Below are 22,328 nucleotides of genomic sequence, written 5' to 3'. Positions count from 1 at the left end.
CGCATCTTAGCTGTAATATGCTGACTCCTGAACAAGCACATTTAACATCAGGAAAACTAAAAAGAAGATGGAAAAACTATTATAAAAAATCAGTAACTTTAAATGTTTAATCTGTAAACTTTTTTTAGGACGACACACCCCGTAATCACTTGCTATTTCCCAATTTTTAAATTCTGCAGTGCTTTTAGATTCATATCTAAATCGCGAAGGATATTTGTCTTGGCATCTTCAAACTTACCCTTCATTTCACCAAACATTTTTTGATAATAGCTGATACCTGCTTCCAGGTTTTTTTCGAATGATTCGAAATACTTTTCTTGTTTTGCCGTCATTGAAGTTTTGGTTTCTTCAATTCTCTCTTTTAAATAATCGATGTAAATTCCAAGCTCTTTCACAAACATATTCGGTCGATCGGTTCTCGATATCATATTTGATCGACCGTAAATGTGATCGATAATTTCTTTTAAACTCATTTTTTTCGAAAAATAAGCCATATTGGGTCCGGGGCAAATTGATATGCCTGTTCCTTCTATTTTGGTATTCATCTTGTTTGCAATCATTGCAGAGGTTCCTAATCCATTACAGATACAAGCTTTTTCAACGATTTGATTGTATTTCTTTTTGTAGTCGTCTGTAGAGAGCCCTTCCTTATCCAGATTGGCAATTTTTATCTTTTGGTATTTGCGTGAAGCTATGCAAAGACCTCTTTCATCGAACTCATTATTTAAAGCAGCATATCTTTTTGGACAAGCACTTCCGGGTCTTCCTGCTCTGATCAAGGTTAACTTTTCAAGATCTTTGGTATTGGTTCTTAAATTATTAAACGGAATTCCCAAAGGAGAAATATTACTCAAATATAAATCTTCTTCTTTAGCATCAATTAATTTTTCAATTGTGGCTTCATCAATGGTTGTTGCTTCGGGTACAAGTAGGAATGGGGTGCCCCATCCTACGGAATCGACCTGATAATGATCGATCAGAAATTGATGTTCTTCGGCAGTACCCACACCGCCTTGGGCAGTGATTTTTAAAGGCAATTCTTTTTCAGGAACCGGTTTGTTTTTAGCGGCAAGTGCCTGAACAAGTAATTCGTGTACGGTTTGTACCAATTCTTTTCGTTGATCCCTGAATTCAGCTAAAATGGGGCCTAAAAGGTAACCTTCGGTGGCAAATGCATGTCCACCGCAGTTAAGACCTGATTCGACCCTGTATTCCGAAATCCACAATCCTTTTTTTGCCAAATATTTTCCTTGAATAATTGCAGATTTAAAATCGCTTACCTTCAGGATGATTTTCTTTTTTATTTGTCCGTTTTTATCCGGATAAAAATCTTCAAATTGTTCAATGTAGCCATAAAGACGGGGATTCATTCCTGCCGAAAGCACTACTGATGATTTTAAATTGCTGTTTGCAAAACCCCTGAGTGCCGCATGGGCATCATTAAATTCGGTAGGTTGTTTTTCGCCTTTGATGTAATTGTCCTTGTCAACTTTGGTCATGATGTTAACATCAATCGTACCCATCGAAAAATTCTCATTGATCCAGGTCTTAATTTCGTCAAGATTAATATGTTTAGAAACTAAGCCTTTAAACTCCTGTTTGAGGGTTGAAGAGTCGGGTAGCGAATTAAAAAACTCCTTGAGGTCATTTCCTTTTTGGATGGCTGAACTTTTAAATTCTTCAAATTTTTTCTCGGCTAATTCATTGACGAGGTTCAGATAAGAAGTGATGCGTTTTGCCCTGAAATCCTCAAATTTCTCGGTAATCTGTTGATAAGGAATTTCGAATTTTTCACAGTACATCTCCCGCATTTTTTCAAGAAGCTTATCATCGAGCAATGAAATAACCGAATCAATACCAAATTGTGCCACCTTAACTGGTGTATCAATGGTATAACCAACTCCCATTACCGGAATGTGAAAAGAGTGTCCTTTAGTCATATTTCAAAGTATTTCTAGCAGCGTTTAATGAAGAATCAAAACAAGTAACAAAGATAATCCCAATCCTTAGAAGTAATTTAAATATTATAAAAAAGCCCATCAATACTGACAGGCTTTATGTTTTTTAAAAAATGATAATGCGCAAATACTAAACTACTTTAACATTTATTGCGTTTAATCCTTTTTTACCTTCTGTAAGTTCAAACTCTACTGCGTCGCCTTCGTCAATTTTGTCGATTAATCCTGAGATATGCACAAAATAATCCTCGTTTGAATTTGCATCTGTTATGAATCCAAATCCTTTAGTTTCATTAAAAAATTTTACTGTTCCTTTTTTCATATTAATTTTATTGTTTAAAGGGACAAAGGTACGCTAAAATGTCTTACTTGATGTGTTTTTATCTCTTTTTTATTCAAAAGATTTAAAATGTATTTAAATAAGCAATCAAAAAGTATATTTAGGCATCTCGTAAAGTGCTATTATAAGTATGTTTCAAAGTTGAATTATGCTCTGGTAAATTTCTTTATAATATGCATATACTGAGGAAAACTGAGCGCTAACTCTTCATATTTAGCCATCTCAAAGTCTTGAAAATCAAAGCCTGGAGCTACCGTGCAGCCAACTAATGAATAATCATCTTTTTGCATAACGGAAGCAGCAAACCAGTTGCCACCGTGTACAACAAATTGGGGAACCTGGCCACTTTCAATATCACTTCCAATCAAGGTTTTTATGTAATTCCCAGAAGCAGTAATCATGTGCAGTTCAATGGGAGAACCTTCGTAAAAATGCCATATTTCATCTTGATGGATACGATGAAAAGCAGAAAAAACGTCAGATGTCAATAAATAATAGATGCAAGTGGAGTAATTTCTGGTTCCTTTATAAGCAGATTTATGACTATCATGCTTTATAATTCCTTCACTTCGATATGTTTCCTTAAAAAAGCCGCCTTCGGGATGGGGTTGTAATTTTAATAGCTGAACAATTTTTTCTGCTTTATTCATTTTATAATTTCTTTTTTTCGACAAGTTACCAAAAAACAAGAAATGGGATTGACATCTTTCAAATGTTTTATCGGTTCAACAAATTCCTGATATTCGACTAATCCAAAATTTTTAAACTCGTTCTCAACCGATTTATGATCATAAAAAAATACATTCAAGCCTTTCATTATTTTGTACCTGTCTTTGGAAATTAATCGACCATTGGCATACATCTCCATTGCTTTTGATACAACCATGAACAGCATCAAGCCGCCAACGGCAAGCTGATCGTAACAATCTTTAATAAATTTTTTCCGCTCTGTTTTATTTAAAAGATGAACTAAAGCATAGCAATAAATACCATCATAAATTTCATTATCAAATGGCATATCAACAACCGATCCCAGGTGAATTGGAAAAACAAGATTGTTTGCCCGAGCCAGTTCAATCGCTTTTTTTGAGATTTCAACTCCGGTAATTTCAAAACCTTGATTCAGAAATGCCATTGCATTTCTGCCGTAACCTATGCCGGGGATCAATATTTTTTTGAGATTATTTTTAAGAAATAAATCTCTTGCAATCACTGCAGAATCAGCAGGAACAAAGCCCCAGGTAGTTTTATCTTTTTCAAATGCAGCGTCCCAAAATTCTTTCATCTTGCATATTTATTCTTGCTGATACCTGTCTACCTGATCAAAAAAGGTAATATCGGCATATCCGGCATGTATTTTAGCAGAATGTTTTATCCCGCTTGGGATAAAATATCGATCACCTTTTGTAAAAGTTTTTTTTACACCATCAATTAACATTTCAATCTTGCCTTCCAGCACAACGGCCCACTGGCTTTCATGGAAATGTTCAGCAATTTCAACATCTTCAGAAAATTGCATAAAAATGATTTGATGATTTGTCCCTTGCGAAAGATAAGCCTGAAGTCCTTTTATCGGAATATTGGCTTGTGGTAAATTTCTAATGGATTCTGGAAATAAGTCTGTCATTTTTTTAAGATCAATTTTGTTTCTTAAGAATAATAAATCATCAGAATCTATTTCAATCATTTATTCGACAAAGATGGTCAAGGTGCCAGAAATATTTTTGATTTTATCTAATTTTCCTATATGCACAGATCCTTCAATTTTAACCGTCCAGGATCCTGGTCCCTGACGTGGATTATTCGCAATATTGGCAGAAGATTTGAGCGGATCCTTCCAATTTGACAAATACGACCAGGTAGTAGTTTGTCCAAGACGGAGAATTGTAGGTCCATAAATCGACAGATTTATCATTTCTGTATGGTTACTTATAACTGCTCTTATTCGCTTTGCACCCTCAGGTACATTTATAATATAATCTTTCAGTTCGCGTGCACCAATCAGGAAGTCATATTTAACTTCAAATGGAAGTGATGTTGTTTTTTTTTCAATCTTTGTATTTAGGTTTTGAGAAACTGATCCATCCGTATCAATGAAAATAGTCAAGAGTCCTGAAACTTCATGGATTTCATTTAATTTGCCTACATGGACAGCACCTTCCACTTTTACAGACCATGCTCCGGGTTTTGACCTTTCCTGACTTGTTACATTTGTTGAGCATTTCAACGGATCTTTCCAGTTTGAGATAAACGACCAGGTAGTGGTCTGGGTTAATTTTTCATTAGTTGGCCCATATATGGTAAGATTTACCATTTGGGTGTGATTACTTATAACAGCTCTTACACTTTTTGCGCCTGCAGGAACATCAAAACTAAAAATCTTTTCTCCACGAGCATTGACGGTAAATTGGTATTTTTTTTCAATTACAAAATTTGAACTTTGTACTTGAAATGCAATCACTAATAGTAAAGGTAATAAAAAGGGTTTCTTTTTCATGGGTTACTCCTTTCATTTAAGTTTAATTCAATGTGAGGTTTATATAGATTAAAGATTAACGACTTAAGTCCGTGAATGTAAGCGACTTTAAATTTATAAAAAAATATCAATAATCTAATTAAATATGATGCTATTGAATTTACGCTTGGAAAATAATGTGAGTAAAATTGCAATAGAACAAAAATTCTTTTAAAAAGCTTTTACAAATAATCCAGACGGGGAGGGGTGAACACATCAATCACCTCGCCTGCTTCAATCACTTCCCAGGTGTGATCAATGTTTTCGGGAATTGAATAGCTATCACCGGGATATAAAAGTTCATCATAAGTTTGAAATTTTATTTTGTATTTCCCGCTGATCACATAACCACTTTGTTCGTTGGGATGGGAATGAACGGGTACTTGATCGCCAATTTTATAGTTCATTTTGGTGACCATTGATTTTTTACCGACTGCTAATACCTGAAAGGAAACTCCCTTAAATTCCCTATGTTTTGCCTGTTGCTTCTTAATAATCATTATATTTTTTTTAGCTCATAAAGGTCATTACGACGATCCTTTAAGTTTTTAACACTGCCAAATTGATTGAGTTGTCTGAGCATATCAATATCAACATCGGCAATTAAAATCATTTCGGTATTTGGAGTCGCTTCAGCTTTTATTCCATTGGTTGGGAATGAAAAGTCGCAAGGAGTAAATACCATTGATTGTGCAAATTGAATATCCATATTATGAACCTTCGGTAAGTTTCCAACACTGCCTGCAATGGCAACATAACATTCATTTTCGATGGCTCTGGCTTGTGCGCAATTTCTTACTCGCGAATACCCATTCTGGGTGTCCGTAAGAAAGGGAACAAATAGAATATCCATGCCTTCATCCGCTAAAAGCCGGCTTAATTCCGGGAATTCTACATCATAACAAATCAGAATTCCAATCTTGCCACAATCGGTATCGAAAGTATTGAGTTTAGATCCACCTTCCATTCCCCAAACATTGTCTTCATTAGGGGTGATATGAAGTTTTTCATATTTCTCTATAGCTCCGTCTCTTTTACAAAGATATCCTACATTATAAAGCTTATCATCAGTTATTTCGGGCATACTGCCCGTAATAATATTTATATTGTAAGAAATAGCCAATTCCGCAAATTTTCGGACAATGCGTGAGGTATAACTGGCAAGTTCCCTAATCGCCTCACCTTCTGTTAAGTGATTATTTTCTGCCATCAAGGGGGCATTAAAAAACTCCGGGAATAAAGCAAAATCAGAACGATAACCGGAAACCGCATCCACAAAAAACTCAGCTTGTTGTAATAATTCATCCAAATCTTTGTATGGGCGCATTTGCCATTGAATTAAACCAAGGCGTACAATCTTTTTTGTGATTGAGGTAGTTACTACAGGCTTTTCATAATAGATATTATCCCATTCTAATAATACCGCATAATCGTTTGAGGCATCATCTCCTTCCAAATAATTTTTTAGAATCCGCGCAGGATGAAAATCGTTTGATATCTGAAAATTAAAAACAGGGTCATGAATTTCATTTTTTCTTACTTTATCGATATACTCCTTCGGCGATATTTCATGAGAATATTTATGATAATTTGGAATCCTGCCTCCAAAAGCTACCCCTTTTAAATTCAATCTTTCACAAAGTTCTTTACGGTAATCATACAACCTTCTTCCTAAGCGAAGGCCCCTAAATTCAGGTTTGATAAAAACATCAATACCGTACAGCATATCTCCATCCGGGGTATGTGTATTAAAAGTATAATCGCCTGTTATTTCTGAATAGGTATGATGTTTGTCAATTTTATTATAATCAACAATGATAGATAATGCGCATCCGGCTATTTGGTTATTTACCTTAATTACCACCTGACCGTCAGGAAAGTGACCGATCAACGATTGGATTTGATGTTCTTTCCAGTAAGCATTCGGCATACTTGTGTATGATGCAATCATCGCTTTTTTTAATTCTTCGTAGTCATCCACACTGAGATATGTTAGTTCAATATTTCCAATCTTCTTCATAGTGTTTTATTTAGTCTTCCAGATGATCTAATTTGTTTTTTTTGATTTTTGCGTAATTTTCTCAACCGTCCATTTTAATTCTTCTTCGAAACCGTGTTCACGATAGTTGCATTCCTGAACATTGCAAAATTTGCATAAATCGGTTTTACATGCATCTGTATGAATTGTGAGATCAATATTCTCGGGATAGAATTCAGAAATTACCGATGTAATCCTATCACTTTCTTTATGCGCATCTGCAATATTCATATACCAGGGAAGGGTCAGATCACAATCGATATGATGGACATCTCCGTATTTCACCAATTTTAAATTATGAATATCGATCCATTTATCTGACTTGTTTTTCCATAAAATTTCGGTGACTTTCGTCAATATTTCAAAATCGGCCTTATCCATTAAATTGGACGTAGTTTCTTTTAATATTTTATAACCGGTATAAATGATGATAAACCCAAATAATATAGCGATGATACTGTCGAGCCAAGCCATTTTAGTGATCATCAGTAAAATTAAGCCAATAACTAACCCTATGGTTGAATAGGTGTCGGATTGTAAATGTTTGCCTCCCGCCACCAACGCAATTGAATGGTGTTTTTTTCCTGTTTTAATGCTATAATATCCCGCGATGTAGTTGACCAATCCGGCAGTCGCAATAATGATAATGCCAATATCAAGTTGTTGGATTTCAACAGGTGAAAATAATCTTTTTACGGCTTCAAAAATAATAATCAAACCTGCCAGTAAAATCAAAAAACCTTCTATCGAGGCAGAAATGGATTCGATTTTTCCATGCCCGAAGGGATGATCTGCATCACTTGGTTTTAACGCAACGCTGATACTGTAAAGGCTTATGAAACCTGTCAGCACATTAACCGTACTTTCTAAGGCATCAGTGAGTATTCCTACAGAATTTGTCAGGAAATAAGCTATTATTTTGCCGATGAAAAGAATCACGGAAATAATTACTATTCGACGCTGAACAGTTAATTTGATCGCATGTCTATTATTTTGAATCATTATTGTAAAATGCGTATTTAAAACCAGATATTCATTATATAAAAATACACAGATTCAGCATATCATCGCTGTTGTTTCTTTTTTAATCTGAATCATTTTTTTTACTCCACTCGCTCTTAAGTAATGCATAAACCAAATCATCAACCCACTTTCCGTCACTCAAAATACTTTCTTTAAAATGTGCTTCCTTTCTAAATCCCAATCTTTCAATCAGGTTCATCGACTTTACATTTCTGGGGTCAAGAGAAACCGTAATTCTATGTTTATTTAAATCTGTAAAAAGATATTTAATGACTTGTTTAAGTGCTTCTGTTGCATAGCCTTTTCCCTGAAAATTTTTATCCAGCGTAATCCCGATTTCAACTTGTTTTTCATTTTTATCCAAAAAATGAATTCCAATGTCACCAATCAATTTCAAATCATCCTTTTTTATAATGACGAATTGATACCAGGTGTCAAATAAATCGATGATGGCAGAAACCCGATCATTGATGAAATCGCTGACATCATTGGTTGTTTCAGGAATCCAGCTCTGATATTTGTTGCTTACTGCATCCGATCGGTATTTGAAAATTTCCTCTATATTATCCAAATTTATTGGACGTAGAAACAAGCGGTCGGTATTGATTTTTAAGTCTTCGGTCATGCTATTTATATTATAAATTTTCTGCAATGAGTAAAAGCTCATTTGTTGTCTTCCAATTGCGGGTAGTTGCCCGAACTTGTAATTTGTTTTCAATGAAGGTATTGGTCAATTTTATTTTTCCAAAACCATGAGGACAATACAAATATACCGATTTATTAATCAATGTAAATTCTTCACCTTCTGTTTGTTTTTGTCGGATTATTTCGAAGTCGATTTGTCTTGGTTCTGCGGATAAAAAAGTAACATATAAATGCGCCAAATCCATATTATATTTTCCGATGTGTGGATTTTTTTTAGAATTTCTTTTAAAGCTGCTATTTATAAAACGATGACCGGAATCTCAAACCCGAAATCCGATTTTATCTGATCTGAAATTAAAGTTTCCAAATCAATATTTGTTCTTTTAGAAGCCTGAAAAATGATATTTCCACTTTGGATATAAGTTTGAACCTGAAGGAAATGTAATTTTTTGTACATCTTTTTGAGTGCGTCCATTTTAATCATTTTTTGCCGCTTACATTAATTCCCCGGAGTAATGAGATATAGGTTTGCATTTTCCTATCTGGCATAATTACAATGATTTTAAATTTCGCTAATCCTTACTTTTTTCGTTTTGAGCTTGCAATTGTTCAACTCATCAATCAGTTGCCTTGCTTTAGATGCGGGCACAGAAACATAGGCGCAATCTTGTTTCAATTCAATGTTTCCTAATTCGTCCTGCGCTAATTTGCCTTGTTTAAAAAATAAACCTGCGATATCGCCTTTCGAAATTTTATCCCTTCTACCACCAGTGATGTAAAGCGTTTTCCATTTTGAGGTTTCAGGTTTAGGTGCTTTTTGAAGTTCCTCAACTTCAGATTCAGCGATGTATTCAGGCAGATTTTCATTTTCCCATTTCAAAATATAAGCCGTTCCATCGCTATTCATGCGGGCAGTCCGGCCATTCCGGTGCATAAATTCATGGGCCTTTTGAGGAAGCTGATAATGGATAATGAATTTCATCTCGGGAACATCGATGCCCCGAGCTGCCAAATCGGTTGCGATCAAGAGTTGGTGTGTTCCGTTACGGAATTTTATCAATGCGAGTTCACGATCTTTTTGTTCCAGACCTCCATAAAAACAGCCATGATTGATGCTGTTTTCTGCTAAAAAATCACTTACATACTGGATGCTATCTTTGAAATTGCAAAAAATAATTCCGGGTTGGTTGCCAATATGTCAAAGTGTATCGACCAGCGTTTTTAGTTTATCCTTTGATGGGGAAATAATGGTTTTAACTTTAAGTTGAGAAGTTCCGATATTCAAATAATCGATGTAAATCGGTTTGTGTAATCCAACAAATTTAGGGATTTCAGCTTTATTTGATGCTGAGGTTAAAATCTTTTTTCTAAGTTCAGTCAAGGCTTCCATGATCTCAATCATTTCCTTTTCGAAGCCAATCTCAAGCGATTTGTCAAATTCATCGAGCACCAGCGTTTTTATTTCTGCTAAAGAAAAGCTTTGTCGTCGCATGTGGTCGGCGATTCTGCCGGGAGTTCCAATCAAAATTGCAGGACGATGTTTCAGGTCAATTTTGTCCTGAGAGCCGGCCCGCCCGCCATAAAGGGCATTGGTTTTATATCCTGCACCCATTTTCCTGATCACTTGTTCAATTTGAATGGCTAATTCTCTGGAAGGTACAAGAATTAATACCTGAACTTCGGTAGACTCTGCATCCAGTTTTTCGATAATTGGCAATAAAAAAGCCAGGGTTTTACCGGTTCCGGTGGGGGAAAGCAATACAATTTCTGAATTGGTAAGTATGGCTGTTTGTGCCTCTTCCTGCATCGGATTTAATTTCCCGATATTTAATTTATCGAGTATGTTTTTTTGATTCTTGGGAGTATTTAACATGTCTGTTTGTTGGCTATTGGATTTTAGCTATTGGCTGTTAGCTCTTAGCATTTAGTTTATCAATAAATTGTTTTAGAAAAGGCTAATAGCCAAAAGCCAATAGCTATCAGCTAAAACTCACTTCTTAATCGATCTTAGATACAAATTCTCCACCTTTTCCCTGGCCCAAGGTGTTTTTCTTAAAAATTTAAGACTGGAATTAATGGACGGATTGCTGGTGAAACAATTGATGTTAATGCGGCTTCCCAATTCATTCCAGCCATATTCAGCAACCAAAAATTCCAAAATATCTACAAGGCGAATCCCATGTAATGGATTATTGGGCTGTACTTTGTTCGTGTTTTCTTTTATTTCCATGGTAAAAACAAAAGTACGATGTATTGACCTGAGTTCGGTTTATTTAATGATAATTATTAAAGTTTAATTGGCTTTTTGTAGTTGGCTGTTGGAGTTAAACATATTGCCAGAAACCAACAGCTAAATGCCAATAGCTAACAGCCTGATAGTTTGAAAGCCATAAGGTGAACAAGGCTTATTTATACATTTTTTCTCTGAGAGCCTGAATTTTTTCATCATCGATATAATCATCATAATCCATTATTTTGTCGATAATTCCTTTTGGGGTCAATTCAATAACTCTATTACAAACGGTTTGGATAAATTCATGATCGTGCGATGACATGAAAATATTTCCGGGATATTTAATTAGATTATTATTGAAAGCCTGAATTGATTCAAGATCAAGATGATTGGTTGGTGTATCTATAATTAAAGCGTTGGCATTAATAAGCATCATCTTCGAAATCATACAACGCATTTTTTCTCCTCCTGATAAAACATTTACAGGTTTCAGGATTTCTTCACCGGCAAATAGCATTTTGCCTAAGTAGCCCCGGATATAAAGTTCAGTAGTATCTGTGGTGAATTGGCAAAGCCAGTCGGAAAGACTTAAATCAGAGTTGAAGTAATCTGAATTATTGAAAGGCAGATATGCAGTCGTAATGGTTTGTCCCCAGGTATAAGTTCCTGAATCGGCCTCTTGATTTCCATTAATAATTTCAAAAAAGGCAGTCATGGCCCTCGGATCTTTCGACAAGAAAATAATTTTATCGCCTTTGTTTGTGTAGAAATCTACATTCTTAAACAAAACCTTACCGTCAATACTGGCGCTTAAACCACTGACTTCCAAAATACGGTCACCGACTTCACGATCGGGTTTAAAAATGATACCGGGATAACGTCGGGTTGAAGGTTTAATGTCTTCAATATTAAGTTTTTCGATCATCTTTTTACGACTGGTGGTCTGCTTTGATTTTGAAGCATTCGCGCTAAATCGGGCGATGAATTCCTGTAATTCCTTTTTCTTTTCTTCGGCTTTTTTGTTTTGCTTTTGTACCTGCCTTAGGGCCAATTGACTACTTTCGTACCAATAACTGTAGTTGCCCGGAAACAGTTGAACTTTCCCAAAATCAATATCAACTGTATGGGTGCTTATGGCATCTAAAAAGTGCCTGTCGTGCGATACTACTAAAACGGTGTTCTCGTAATTTGAAAGATAATTTTCCAGCCATCTCACCGTTTCAAGATCGAGATCATTGGTTGGCTCATCAAGTAATAAGTTATCAGGTTTGCCAAATAGTGCCTGTGCCAGCAAAACCCTTACCTTTTGCTTGGCGCTCATATCTTTCATCAGGGTATAATGAAACTCTTCTTTTATTCCTAAATCACCCAACAAACTTGCAGCATCACTCTCTGCATTCCAGCCATTCATGTCTGCAAATTGACCTTCCAGTTCCGCTGTTTTTAATCCATCTTTTTCCGAAAAATCAGGCTTGGCATAGAGTGCATTTTTTTCCTGCATAATGCTCCATAAAACAGAGTGTCCTTTCATTACCGTATCGAGAACTGTGAATTCGTCAAAGGCAAAGTGATCCTGACTTAGAACCGAAAGTCGTTCGCCGGGTTCCATCGAAATATATCCTCCCGTGAAATCTATTTCACCTGAGATGGCTTTTAGTAATGTTGATTTTCCTGCTCCGTTGGCACCGATTACTCCATAACAGTTGCCTGCGGTAAATTTTAAATTTACATCTTGAAATAATATTCTTTTACCAAATTGTATTTTTAAGTCTGCGACTGTAATCATCTGAATATATATGTTTTAGGCTAAATTTTATAAAATGACTGCAAAGGTAGGTATAATTTAGGGACGAAATTGAAAAGCTTGAAAGCAAATAATTGAAAGAATGTGTTTTAATTGCTTTTTTGCTCAGAAGGACTAATTAGGACATTGAGCGAAGTTGAAAATGCCCTAGATCTTACTCTTCAATAACCCTGTAAATTGATATTATCGCTATCGATCATATCAATCCATTTACCCATTTTTTTTTGAATAACTCGAAAATGCTCCTGATCATCGGGGTTTACAAAGGAAATGGCTTCACCTTTTGATTCTGCCCGACCGGTTCTTCCAACCCTGTGTATGTAATCTTTTGGTGAACGGGGTAAATCATAATTGATAACACAAGGCAATAATTCAATGTCGATTCCGCGTGAAAGCAAATCGGTTGTGACTAATACCCGAATATAACCTGTTTTGAATTTGCGTAAATTTTCAGTTCTCGAGTTCTGGCTCTTTTGACTATGAATGGCCACCGCATCGATTCCATTCTTACGAAGTTTATCGGCAACCGCATCAGCCCTATGAACCGTAGAAGTAAAAACCAGTACCTGATTTAATTTGTTACTTTTTATGATATACCGGAGTAACGGGCCTTTTTTTTCATCTGTAACAAAATAAGCTGACTGATCGATGAGTTCGATGTCTTCATCTTCGGATATTATTTTAATGACCAAAGGATCTTGCAACAGGACGTCATGGAAGTTGTTTAGGTCGGCACTCAATGTAGCAGAAAACAACAGATTTTGACGCTTATTCGGGAGGAGTTTAAAGATGCGGTTCATTTCTTCTTTGAACCCTAGGTTTAGCATTTTATCAGCTTCATCTAACACCAAAGTGCTGATATCTGATAATTGGACCGCATTCGATTCAACTAAATCCAACAATCTTCCAGGTGTGGCAACCAGCACATCAACTCCATACATCGCTTTCATCTGAGGATTGATGGATGCACCCCCAAAAACAGCCATCGTCTTTATTGATTTTGATAAAGCCGGAATAAAAATTTGAAATACTTCATTTACCTGAACAGCCAACTCGCGGGTTGGTACCAATACCAAAACCTTAATATTTCTGCTTTTGCTTGATACGGTTCTCTGCAGATTCATTAAAATGGGCAATACATAACTTGCGGTTTTACCCGAACCGGTTTCTGCTATGCCCAAAACATCTTTTTTATCTAGAATGGCCGGTATGGCTTCCATTTGGATGGGATATGCCTGAGTATAGTTTTGACCGGCAACAGCTTTTAATAATGCGGGCGATAAACCTAAGGAGGAGAAAGACATGGTAATGGGTTCAGGTTAATGTATGGACGAGTTTCCGAATGCAAAGATAGAGGAAACTAAAGTTTGATCATAGCATTACTATTTTATGATAACTGATGGTATGATTTAATGAGGTGAAATTCATGAAAGAAAGTTAGCTATTTGTTAAAATATAGCTTCTGGTATTCCAAATCTTACTTTTTCTGTTTAATCTCCAGTTCTCTCAGATTTTCCATTTTTTTGCGTTCCAAAAATTCACGAATTCCTTCCTGATGTTCCTTTATGCGTTTGTTGCCAAATTCATAAACCTTGCTCACCATACCGTCGAGGAAATCACGGTCGTGCGATACGAGGATGAGTGTACCGTCATAATCCAAGAGTGCCTGTTTGAGGATATCCTTTGTGCGCATATCAAGATGATTGGTTGGCTCGTCAAGAATAAGCAGATTTACAGGTTCAAGCAGTAATTTGATCATAGCCAGTCGGGTACGTTCTCCACCCGAAAGTATTTTTACTTTCTTGTCCCAATCATCGCCACCAAACATAAAGGCACCTAAAATATCCCTGATTTTAGTCCGGATGTCTCCTTTGGCGATATCATCAATGGTTTGAAAAACGGTCAGGCTTTCATCCAAAAGGGAAGCTTCGTTTTGAGCAAAATAACCTATCATGGTATTATGCCCTAAAGTTAGTTTTCCACCATGTTCAATTTCACCCATAATTGCCTTGATAAAGGTGGATTTACCTTCACCGTTTTTCCCGACAAAAGCAACTTTTTCGCCACGTTGTATGCTAAACGAAGCACCTTCAAAAACCAGATGATCACCATATTTTTTAGATACATCTTCTGCCATTACCGGATAAGTTCCTGAGCGCGGAGAAGGAGGGAAGCGCAAATTCAGATGAGAGGTATCAACTTCATCCACTTCAAGGATTACAAGCTTGTCGAGCATTTTTACACGCGATTGAACCTGCAAGGTTTTTGAATACGTACCCTTGAAGCGATCGATAAATACCTGTGTTTCGGCTATGAATTTTTGTTGCTCCTCGAAGGCTTTTTGTTGCTGTTCACGTCGTTCACGCCTTAGTTCCAGGTATTTTGAATAATTGACCTTAAAATCATGGATGCGCCCCATGGTTACTTCAATAGTACGTGTGGTGAGCCGATCAATAAAAGCGCGGTCGTGCGAAATGATAATCACTGCCTTAGCACTGTTTATTAAAAAATCTTCCAGCCATTGTACCGACTCTATATCCAGGTGATTAGTAGGCTCATCAAGCAGGATAAGATCAGGTTTTTGAAGCAATATTTTTGCCAGTTCAATGCGCATGCGCCAGCCACCACTAAATTCAGAAGTCGGACGCGTAAAATCATTACGCGCAAATCCCAAACCTAACAGAATCTGTTCCACTTCGGCATCAAAATTAATATCGCCCTGACTGTATAATCTTTCACTGAGTGCTGAAACTTCCTCAATAATCGCGTAATATTCGTCCGATTCGTAGTCGCTACGTATGGTGAGTTGATGGTTCAACTCATCCATTCTGGTTTGCAAATTGAGCACTTTTGAAAATGCCTGAGATGCTTCATCAAAAACTGTGCGGTTGTCTTTATGTAAAAGGTGCTGCGGCAAGTAGGCTATAACGGAATCCTTTGGAGCTGAAACCCGTCCACCGGTTGGCGTTTTAGCTCCGGCTATTATTTTAAGCAGGGTTGATTTTCCTGCTCCATTTTTGCCCATCAGGGCGATACGGTCCCGATCATTTACAACAAAAGATATATCTTTAAAAAGCGTGGTTCCACCAAATTCTACTGCAAGTCGGTCTATTGAAATCATGAAGGTATTTTAGATTATTGGGCGGCAAAGATAATCAATTGATGGAAGCAGAAACTAAATTTATAAATTTCTAATTTAAACAGTAATTTATTTAGTGTTATGACTTGTTATTCATTATGTTGAGATAATTTAGGCTGAAGGTTGTTCATTTGAAGCTTCCGTAATTTTTGATTTTGCATATTTAATTCCTTCAGTAATGAATTCTGGTGTAATTAATCCTGTGAGATCCGGTGTTTCGTATATTCGATTAGGAACATGCAAGTCTTCAAATTTAAATCCTTCTCTAAATTTAAACCTGTATTTACTGTAATAAATTTCTGCTCCTAATTTATACAAGTCTTCTTCTGTAAAATCAATACCTATGGATGCAAGTGTTTCTTTTATTACATCTATTTTATAGATTCCTCTGGAGAAAAAACAAACAGTCAAAGATGAGAGTAATTGTCTCAATCCTTCTTCAACAATAAGTTTGTCAACTACTTCCTGTGGTGTAATTGGATTGTTGATCATATCTGTTTGATCGATTGAATAGCCTGCATTATCAAGGTGACTATGGCGTGCTCCAATCAAAAAGCCCAGATAAGCTGCAGGTCCTGTGTGGTATCCGGGCATTTCATTCTTTCCAAACGACATTGCAAAATCCTTTCCTCCATATTGATTGGCTGCGTATTCTGTACCTTTGGCCAATGCTTTATAAAAATCGTTTGGCTGCAACACAATTTTCTTTACCATTTTTTCATAGGTTGCACCATCTCCCCAATTTAGTTGCAAACCATCCGTGTGTTCAGTACTTATTTTATTCTTGATCATCATTTCAGTTGCCCAGGCCATTACTACACCTACACTCATTGCGTCAACCCCATATTTTTCAACACGATCTATCAATTTTAGCATCACTTTTGGATCAGAAATTCCCAACATTGAGCCAAGCGAATAAATTAATTCGAAATCGTAGCCAATCATGGTTGTTTTATAAAAGTAAGCTTCATGATCAGAAACTTCACGCAATGCAGCCAGATGAATACATGCTACAGGGCAATGAGAACATGCAACACGTCTTCCCAGAAAATTTTTGGCCAGATTTTCACCTGAAATATTTTCGGCCCCATCCAGGCGGCTTTGGGATACATTCTTGGTTGGTAAAGCATTCAATTCGTTTAATGGTAACACATTTCCCGCGGTTCCAAGACCATGATACTTTTTCATTACAGGAAGCTCTACAGCTGCATTGTAGATTTTTTTGTATAATTTTCGAAAGTCCTTATTATTTAAGATATCGATAGAGCTTTTACCAGAAACATTTATTCCTTTCAATAGTTTTGAACCAAATACAGCCCCTAAACCCATTCTTCCAAAATGGCGATAAGTTTCAGTTGTAACTGCTGCATATGAAACCATGTTTTCTCCACCCTGTCCAATTCGCATGATAGAGCGCATTCCCGAATTTCCTTCCTTTTGCCTGATAATCCGGCCTGCTGTAAACGAACTTGACATTTGCCAAATTGTAGTTGCATCCTTAAAAAATACTTTATTATCGTGAATGGATAAATAAACAGGTTGGTCGCTTTTCCCTTTGATAACAATAGCACCAAAACCTGCCATTCTTATTGCAACAGCACTTCTTCCGCCAACATGGCTTTCGCCAAGATTACCTGTCAAAGGTGATTTGAACATGGCAACGGTTTTGCTCGCCAAAGGGTAAACCCCGGTTAAAGGTCCAATAGCCAATATTATCGGGCTTTCGGGAGCTAAAGGATCAACACCTTCAGGACATTCTTCGTGCAATAGTTGAATGGCAACACCGGTTCCACCAATATACTTTTTAAATAAATCTTCTCTATTCCTGATTTCGAAATGATTCTGATTTAGGTCGATATATAAAACTCTGTGAAATGTATTTTCAGTTATCATAATGAATACGCTATAATTTAATAAGTTCAATAACTCCACGTGGGCAATAGTGTACACAATACCCGCATTGGATGCAGATTTCCGGTTTTTCATTATCGGTGTCCCAGTTCACCGCTCCAATAATGCATGCTTCTTTGCAAAATCCGCAACCATTGCATTTGTATGGATCCAGTTTTACCCCACCGGTTTTGTTCGGAATGAGCGCTCCGGTAGGACATACGCGTGCACATGGTGGATTCATGCAAGAACAACATACAATTACCATAAATCCGGTTTCAATTCCTCCTTTTGATTTAATCATAATACTGGTATTGGTCAGCCCAGCTTTTCCTCTTCTTCGCGAGCATGCAAACATGCAACTCTGGCATCCAACACATCTATCTGTATCAATAATCGATAACTTCATTTTAAAAATAGTATGGTTAATTCTTTAATTAGATATTTTATGAGTATAAAAATAAATATAAAAAGCTCCTAAAAAACATTGTAAATATTTAAAAATCAATATTTAAAATGAATAAAGATAGCGTAATTAATATGATAATTTTGATGTAGTTACCCTTGAAAAATTGATTATAAAATAGAAATGAACTACGCTTTAAACCCACACAGGAAAGATTAATCCTTATTTTGTTCTCTCTATTTCAACCAATCGGATGGTATGGTATAATAATTCTATATCGCCAATATCCCCATGCCCCGGAACGATTGTTCGGATTTCCGGGTAATTGATGATGATTTTTTTGATAGTTGAATCCCAATCCTTTACCACTGCATCGGAAAGATTTCCTAAACCTCTGGAATTAGCTGATTTTACTAAACAACCACCAAACAATATTTTATTTGAGGGTATCCAAACGGTGATATTATCAGGCGAATGCCCTGCTCCAAAATATCTGCAAATAAGCTTTTCGCCATTAAAATCTATCATTAACGAATCGGAGAATGAGGTTGAGGGGATGAGTAAATTATTTTTTTTGCATAAGTCAATGGTTCTTGAATTGGCAACAGATTCAATTTCTTTACTTTGGATATATCCTAATCCGCCAAGGCAATCATCATGAAAATGACCGATGATCAATTTAACTAAATCAACATTCAACGAATCTTTAAGATAGGTCGCGATTTTTTCAGTTTTGTCGTTATCCATTGGCGTATCAATCATGATTGCCTGGCCTTTTTTTATGATGATCATTCCGTTTGAGGAAAAGCGTCCGAAATTTTCTATGCTATCCCACGTAACATGCACATAAATTGAATCTTGCAAATAATGCAACTGTATGTCTTTATTAATATCAATTCGTTGCTTTGTCTGCCCGAATATTGGATTTATTGCAAGAAACCCAATCACAATAACTAACAAAAAACAAAATACTTTTTTAATCATTTTTAAATGCCATTAATCATTATTTTTCTAAACTATAGATGCTTCCGTCCGCACTAGTGAAAGTAATACAATTGTTTGAAATTATTAGGGTTGAAAAAATACCACCCAACTCTCAATCAACTTCCGGCATTATCTTAAATCTATCAGCTCAAGAGTTACCAGATAGGCGCAGTGATCAGATGCAATGGTATCCTGATTAACTTTTGTTTCAATTACCCTCCATCGGTTTTTTGGATAAAACATCACATAATCTATTTTCTTTGAAGGATTATCAGATGGAAAAGTAAATTCAGGTTTTTCCTTATTATATGAAGCAGTCCACATTTGTTCAAGAATATTGATGGGTGTACTGCCGGGTTCGGCATTCAGGTCGCCGGCTAAAATGGTCGGATATTTATTTGATGAAAATACCTCATTGATTTTTAATGCCTGAGATATACGATCTTTTTCATCCTTTAAATGGTCCAGATGGGTGCCGATAAATGCAATAGTATCACCGGAGGGCAAAATCGTTATAATTTCTAATGCAGCTCTTGGTTCATTTCCATTGGTATAAGGAAGCGGTACATTTCGGCTACTTATAAAAGTATAATTACTTAAAACAGCCTCGCCATATTCCCCTCCATCATAATTCATGGCCCGCGCAAAAATCGGAGCCATTTTTGCCCTCCAGCCAAGTTCGGTGGCAAGGTCATACTTTTTTGCCCGCTTTGTTTTAAAATCAACTTCCTGAAGTGCAACCAAGTCGGGTCCGGTATTAATAATAACACTGGCAATTGCATCCAAATCAAAATCACCTCTTGTAGTTGCACCATGCAGAATATTGAATGAAAGCACTTTCACTATTTTATGTTTCTCAATTACATTTTGAGAAAAAAGGGAATAATGACATAAAATAAGTATGCCTAAGACAATCCTGATTCTTGATTTCATTCTTTTAATTCTGCTTATTAAGGTTTCTTGAAATATAATAGCTGTAAGATGTTAATAGAAATATGAATACCCCTAAAATAATATATCCAATGCTAAAGTCAATTAAATGATTAATGGATGCATAAATTCTTACAGCCGTTAACAATACGACTACAAAGATTGTAGGAATCAGAATCCATCTTCTCTCGAGTGGTTTTCGGTCGGCAATCAATAATAGAATGCCCCATGAAAAAGCCGTTGCAGACATAAGTCCCATTGGATATACAAACTCTGTCAATCCCATTTTTTCGGGAATTAATACGGCTATTGCTATGCCAAAATCGGCCAGTGCTGCGATCCAATAACTAATTCGCAGCCATAAGATTTTTGATTTCATCGGTTACAAATTTAAGATTTCATTATTCAATCAGAAGAGAAAAATGATAAATACTGTCTTTTTCATCACAGATTAAAGTTAATGTTTGGATCTGGTCAATACAATTTTTTGTAAGCCAGGTACTCCGGTAAATTCCACGACAAAATACTTTTTGATTCCCATTTTTGTTTGAAAGTAATTTTTCTGTTATAAATAGAATCGACGTATGCTTGCGGGGTCATAAATATTTCGTTAAAAGGAAATTTTTCTTTCTGCAATTCATCAATTCCTTCCATCTCAGCAAGTGATTTATCCAAATATGGAAGCGTTTTATCTGAAAGTGTTGAAAGATAATTAAGGTGTAAAAATGATTGGTTCGCTTTTTTGAAATTGTATTGAGCAATTATTCCATCCCAGTTAAAAATTGAACTTATGAATAATATGACAAACAATGCCCGGGTGTTTTTTTTGAATAAATAGAAGGCAGATTTTGTTAGTTTGACTTTTATCAATACGGTGTATAAGCCATATAGGGTCAATATCAGAAAAATAATAACTCCAATTCTTTTATAGGCAAGTGCGAAATAGTTGATATACCTATAGTTTCGGATTGCCACCGATAGTACAAGAACTGCATTTTGAGCTAACCAGATATAACTTAAAATCTTCAATAATCTATTTTTACGATAAAAATTCAGGTTCGCCCGGAAAAAGAACAGCACTATAAAAATGGAGATCAGAATAGAAAGGATTAATAAATAGGTTCCTTCATGAACGAATTGCTTAAGATATTGACCTTCCCACTCGAAATTAAACCAAACCCATTTAATGTCGATTGCATTTAAAACCACTAATAATAAATTCAAAATAATGAGCAGGAAAACACCGGCTTTGTATTCATTCATCAAAGAATTTGTGCTTGAACCATCCGAACTGCCTTCTTTCAACCTCTTGAGTTTATCGTCGGCATTTAAGTCATAATCAACAATATCTTTATTTTCGGTTCTTAAAAATAAAAAGTTTGCAAAAAATAAGCCTATGAATAAAGTAATGAGGATGGCAAAATCAAAATGCTTAAAAACGGCCCATAGATTTTTCCTGAAAAGAGAAGCAATCCAATTAACCAGATTATCAAAAATTGGATTCGACAGACTGTAAATTGCAATGAAAATAAATATGATAATCAGGGGGATTATGTAAATACTGTATTTCCAAACATGGTTACCAAGTTTTTGACCTTTAAATTTGATACCGAATAATTCGTTAAAAAATATAATTTGCGAATTAAAAATGCTTACAAAAGCTAATCCAATGGCATTTAAAATCGATTTGACATTTGGGTAAATCAGAATACCTATAAATGTAAATAACGATAAAAAATTAATGACATAGGCAAAAACCGAGTGCGTAAATACGGTAATGAATGCACTTAATAATAAACCGGTTCCAAAAGTTAAAAGGGTTTTGTTTTTACGTTGTATTTGTTTTGTAAATAATAGCCAAATTAAAAAAGCGGTTTCAAAAAATAATAAATTTAATCCGAGCGATTGTTTATGGAACAATAATGTAATGATTACAGCAGATATGATAACGCTTAAAACATCTCTTTTTTTATCCATATTTCCGGGTTAGTTTAAGGTCGATAAAGGTATCGTATGTAAATGTATTGGATTTTAATGTGCAGATCAAACAATAGCTTCGGTTTTTGTTAACAAGCTCCGGCTAGTCCAAAATTAAAAAGAAGCCCGGACGTGGACGCTTGCCTGCTTCAAGCAGGTCCTTGTTAGCGAAAATAAATGTTTGCAACGGATGGCAATAAGAAACGTAGGGCATATCGAAGCATCTGCCTATCAAGCCACCAAATCGTTTATTAAATGTTATGTCGTTCAAATTTAGCACTTTCTGCCCTATGTTTTTTATTGCGTGTGTGTGCCCAGCATGAGCATGAGCACACCCATTCGCAGTATGTATAAATATTTCAAATATGCAAATATTTTGGATATAAACTAGGTGAATGGGTATATATTTTTTCCAGAGGGTGCCCTGCCTACGACAGGTAGGAAGT

The 22,328-nt window shown here is 35.8% G+C and carries 23 protein-coding genes and 1 pseudogene; all 24 read right to left on the bottom strand.

Annotated elements, in window-relative coordinates; translation table 11 throughout:
• Positions 1-152: 152 nt before the first annotated feature.
• The gene (locus tag KKG99_03735) at positions 153-1,940 is read right to left on the bottom strand and encodes a hypothetical protein (protein ID MBU1012089.1); all 1,788 of its coding nucleotides are present in this window, start codon (positions 1,938-1,940) and stop codon (positions 153-155) included.
• Positions 1,941-2,088: 148 nt separating this feature from the next.
• Positions 2,089-2,280, bottom strand: coding sequence for a cold shock domain-containing protein (locus tag KKG99_03730; protein ID MBU1012088.1), 192 nt, complete (start codon positions 2,278-2,280; stop codon positions 2,089-2,091).
• A 164-nt stretch (positions 2,281-2,444) separates the two neighbouring features.
• Positions 2,445-2,948: a cupin domain-containing protein gene (locus tag KKG99_03725; protein MBU1012087.1), complete on the bottom strand. Its 504-nt coding sequence runs from the start codon at positions 2,946-2,948 to the stop codon at positions 2,445-2,447.
• The gene (locus KKG99_03720) at positions 2,945-3,583 is read right to left on the bottom strand and encodes a class I SAM-dependent methyltransferase (protein MBU1012086.1); all 639 of its coding nucleotides are present in this window, start codon (positions 3,581-3,583) and stop codon (positions 2,945-2,947) included. Before KKG99_03720 ends, KKG99_03725 begins: the two co-directional genes overlap by 4 nt.
• A gap of 9 nt (positions 3,584-3,592) precedes the next feature.
• Positions 3,593-3,925, bottom strand: a complete 333-nt coding sequence (locus tag KKG99_03715; GenBank protein MBU1012085.1) for a cupin domain-containing protein — start codon at positions 3,923-3,925, stop codon at positions 3,593-3,595.
• Positions 3,926-3,985: 60 nt separating this feature from the next.
• Positions 3,986-4,795, bottom strand: coding sequence for a hypothetical protein (locus KKG99_03710; protein MBU1012084.1), 810 nt, complete (start codon positions 4,793-4,795; stop codon positions 3,986-3,988).
• A gap of 200 nt (positions 4,796-4,995) precedes the next feature.
• Positions 4,996-5,313 carry a cupin domain-containing protein gene (locus KKG99_03705; protein MBU1012083.1) on the bottom strand — a complete coding sequence of 106 codons (318 nt, stop codon included), beginning with the start codon at positions 5,311-5,313 and terminating at the stop codon, positions 4,996-4,998.
• A complete protein-coding gene (locus KKG99_03700; GenBank protein MBU1012082.1) occupies positions 5,313-6,833 on the bottom strand; it encodes a bifunctional GNAT family N-acetyltransferase/carbon-nitrogen hydrolase family protein in 1,521 nt (506 codons plus the stop codon). Before KKG99_03700 ends, KKG99_03705 begins: the two co-directional genes overlap by 1 nt.
• Positions 6,834-6,860: 27 nt before the next feature.
• On the bottom strand, positions 6,861-7,853 hold the full coding sequence (locus KKG99_03695; GenBank protein ID MBU1012081.1) for a cation diffusion facilitator family transporter: 993 nt from the start codon (positions 7,851-7,853) through the stop codon (positions 6,861-6,863).
• Positions 7,854-7,935: 82 nt separating this feature from the next.
• Positions 7,936-8,499 carry a GNAT family N-acetyltransferase gene (locus KKG99_03690; GenBank protein MBU1012080.1) on the bottom strand — a complete coding sequence of 188 codons (564 nt, stop codon included), beginning with the start codon at positions 8,497-8,499 and terminating at the stop codon, positions 7,936-7,938.
• Positions 8,500-8,509: 10 nt separating this feature from the next.
• Positions 8,510-8,764, bottom strand: a complete 255-nt coding sequence (locus tag KKG99_03685; protein MBU1012079.1) for a hypothetical protein — start codon at positions 8,762-8,764, stop codon at positions 8,510-8,512.
• 53 nt (positions 8,765-8,817) lie between these two features.
• Entirely contained in the window at positions 8,818-8,994 is a 177-nt protein-coding gene (locus tag KKG99_03680; protein MBU1012078.1) for a DUF1697 domain-containing protein, read from the bottom strand.
• A gap of 87 nt (positions 8,995-9,081) precedes the next feature.
• Positions 9,082-10,392 (bottom strand): annotated as a pseudogene (locus KKG99_03675) (DEAD/DEAH box helicase).
• A 117-nt stretch (positions 10,393-10,509) separates the two neighbouring features.
• Entirely contained in the window at positions 10,510-10,749 is a 240-nt protein-coding gene (locus tag KKG99_03670; GenBank protein ID MBU1012077.1) for a VF530 family protein, read from the bottom strand.
• Positions 10,750-10,924: 175 nt separating this feature from the next.
• Positions 10,925-12,538, bottom strand: a complete 1,614-nt coding sequence (locus tag KKG99_03665; GenBank protein ID MBU1012076.1) for an ATP-binding cassette domain-containing protein — start codon at positions 12,536-12,538, stop codon at positions 10,925-10,927.
• 179 nt (positions 12,539-12,717) lie between these two features.
• On the bottom strand, positions 12,718-13,860 hold the full coding sequence (locus KKG99_03660; GenBank protein ID MBU1012075.1) for a DEAD/DEAH box helicase: 1,143 nt from the start codon (positions 13,858-13,860) through the stop codon (positions 12,718-12,720).
• A 173-nt stretch (positions 13,861-14,033) separates the two neighbouring features.
• A complete protein-coding gene (locus KKG99_03655; protein MBU1012074.1) occupies positions 14,034-15,677 on the bottom strand; it encodes an ATP-binding cassette domain-containing protein in 1,644 nt (547 codons plus the stop codon).
• 129 nt (positions 15,678-15,806) lie between these two features.
• Positions 15,807-17,588 carry an aldehyde:ferredoxin oxidoreductase gene (locus KKG99_03650; protein MBU1012073.1) on the bottom strand — a complete coding sequence of 594 codons (1,782 nt, stop codon included), beginning with the start codon at positions 17,586-17,588 and terminating at the stop codon, positions 15,807-15,809.
• Positions 17,589-17,598: 10 nt separating this feature from the next.
• Positions 17,599-17,943, bottom strand: a complete 345-nt coding sequence (locus tag KKG99_03645; protein ID MBU1012072.1) for a 4Fe-4S binding protein — start codon at positions 17,941-17,943, stop codon at positions 17,599-17,601.
• 270 nt (positions 17,944-18,213) lie between these two features.
• Entirely contained in the window at positions 18,214-18,975 is a 762-nt protein-coding gene (gene bla / locus KKG99_03640; protein ID MBU1012071.1) for a subclass B1 metallo-beta-lactamase, read from the bottom strand.
• A gap of 129 nt (positions 18,976-19,104) precedes the next feature.
• Positions 19,105-19,908 (bottom strand): endonuclease/exonuclease/phosphatase family protein, encoded by an 804-nt coding sequence (locus tag KKG99_03635; protein MBU1012070.1) that lies wholly within the window; start codon positions 19,906-19,908, stop codon positions 19,105-19,107.
• Positions 19,909-19,912: 4 nt separating this feature from the next.
• Positions 19,913-20,284, bottom strand: coding sequence for a hypothetical protein (locus KKG99_03630; protein ID MBU1012069.1), 372 nt, complete (start codon positions 20,282-20,284; stop codon positions 19,913-19,915).
• 95 nt (positions 20,285-20,379) lie between these two features.
• Positions 20,380-21,882 carry a DUF4173 domain-containing protein gene (locus tag KKG99_03625; GenBank protein MBU1012068.1) on the bottom strand — a complete coding sequence of 501 codons (1,503 nt, stop codon included), beginning with the start codon at positions 21,880-21,882 and terminating at the stop codon, positions 20,380-20,382.
• A gap of 103 nt (positions 21,883-21,985) precedes the next feature.
• The coding region (locus KKG99_03620) for a hypothetical protein (protein MBU1012067.1) at positions 21,986-22,328 on the bottom strand (343 nt) is incomplete at its 5' end.

It is taken from the genome of Bacteroidota bacterium (assembly GCA_018816945.1).
GTDB lineage: Bacteria > Bacteroidota > Bacteroidia > Bacteroidales.
The sequence above is the reverse complement of the archived record's forward strand: the minus strand, read 5'-3'. Positions and strand labels throughout refer to the sequence as shown.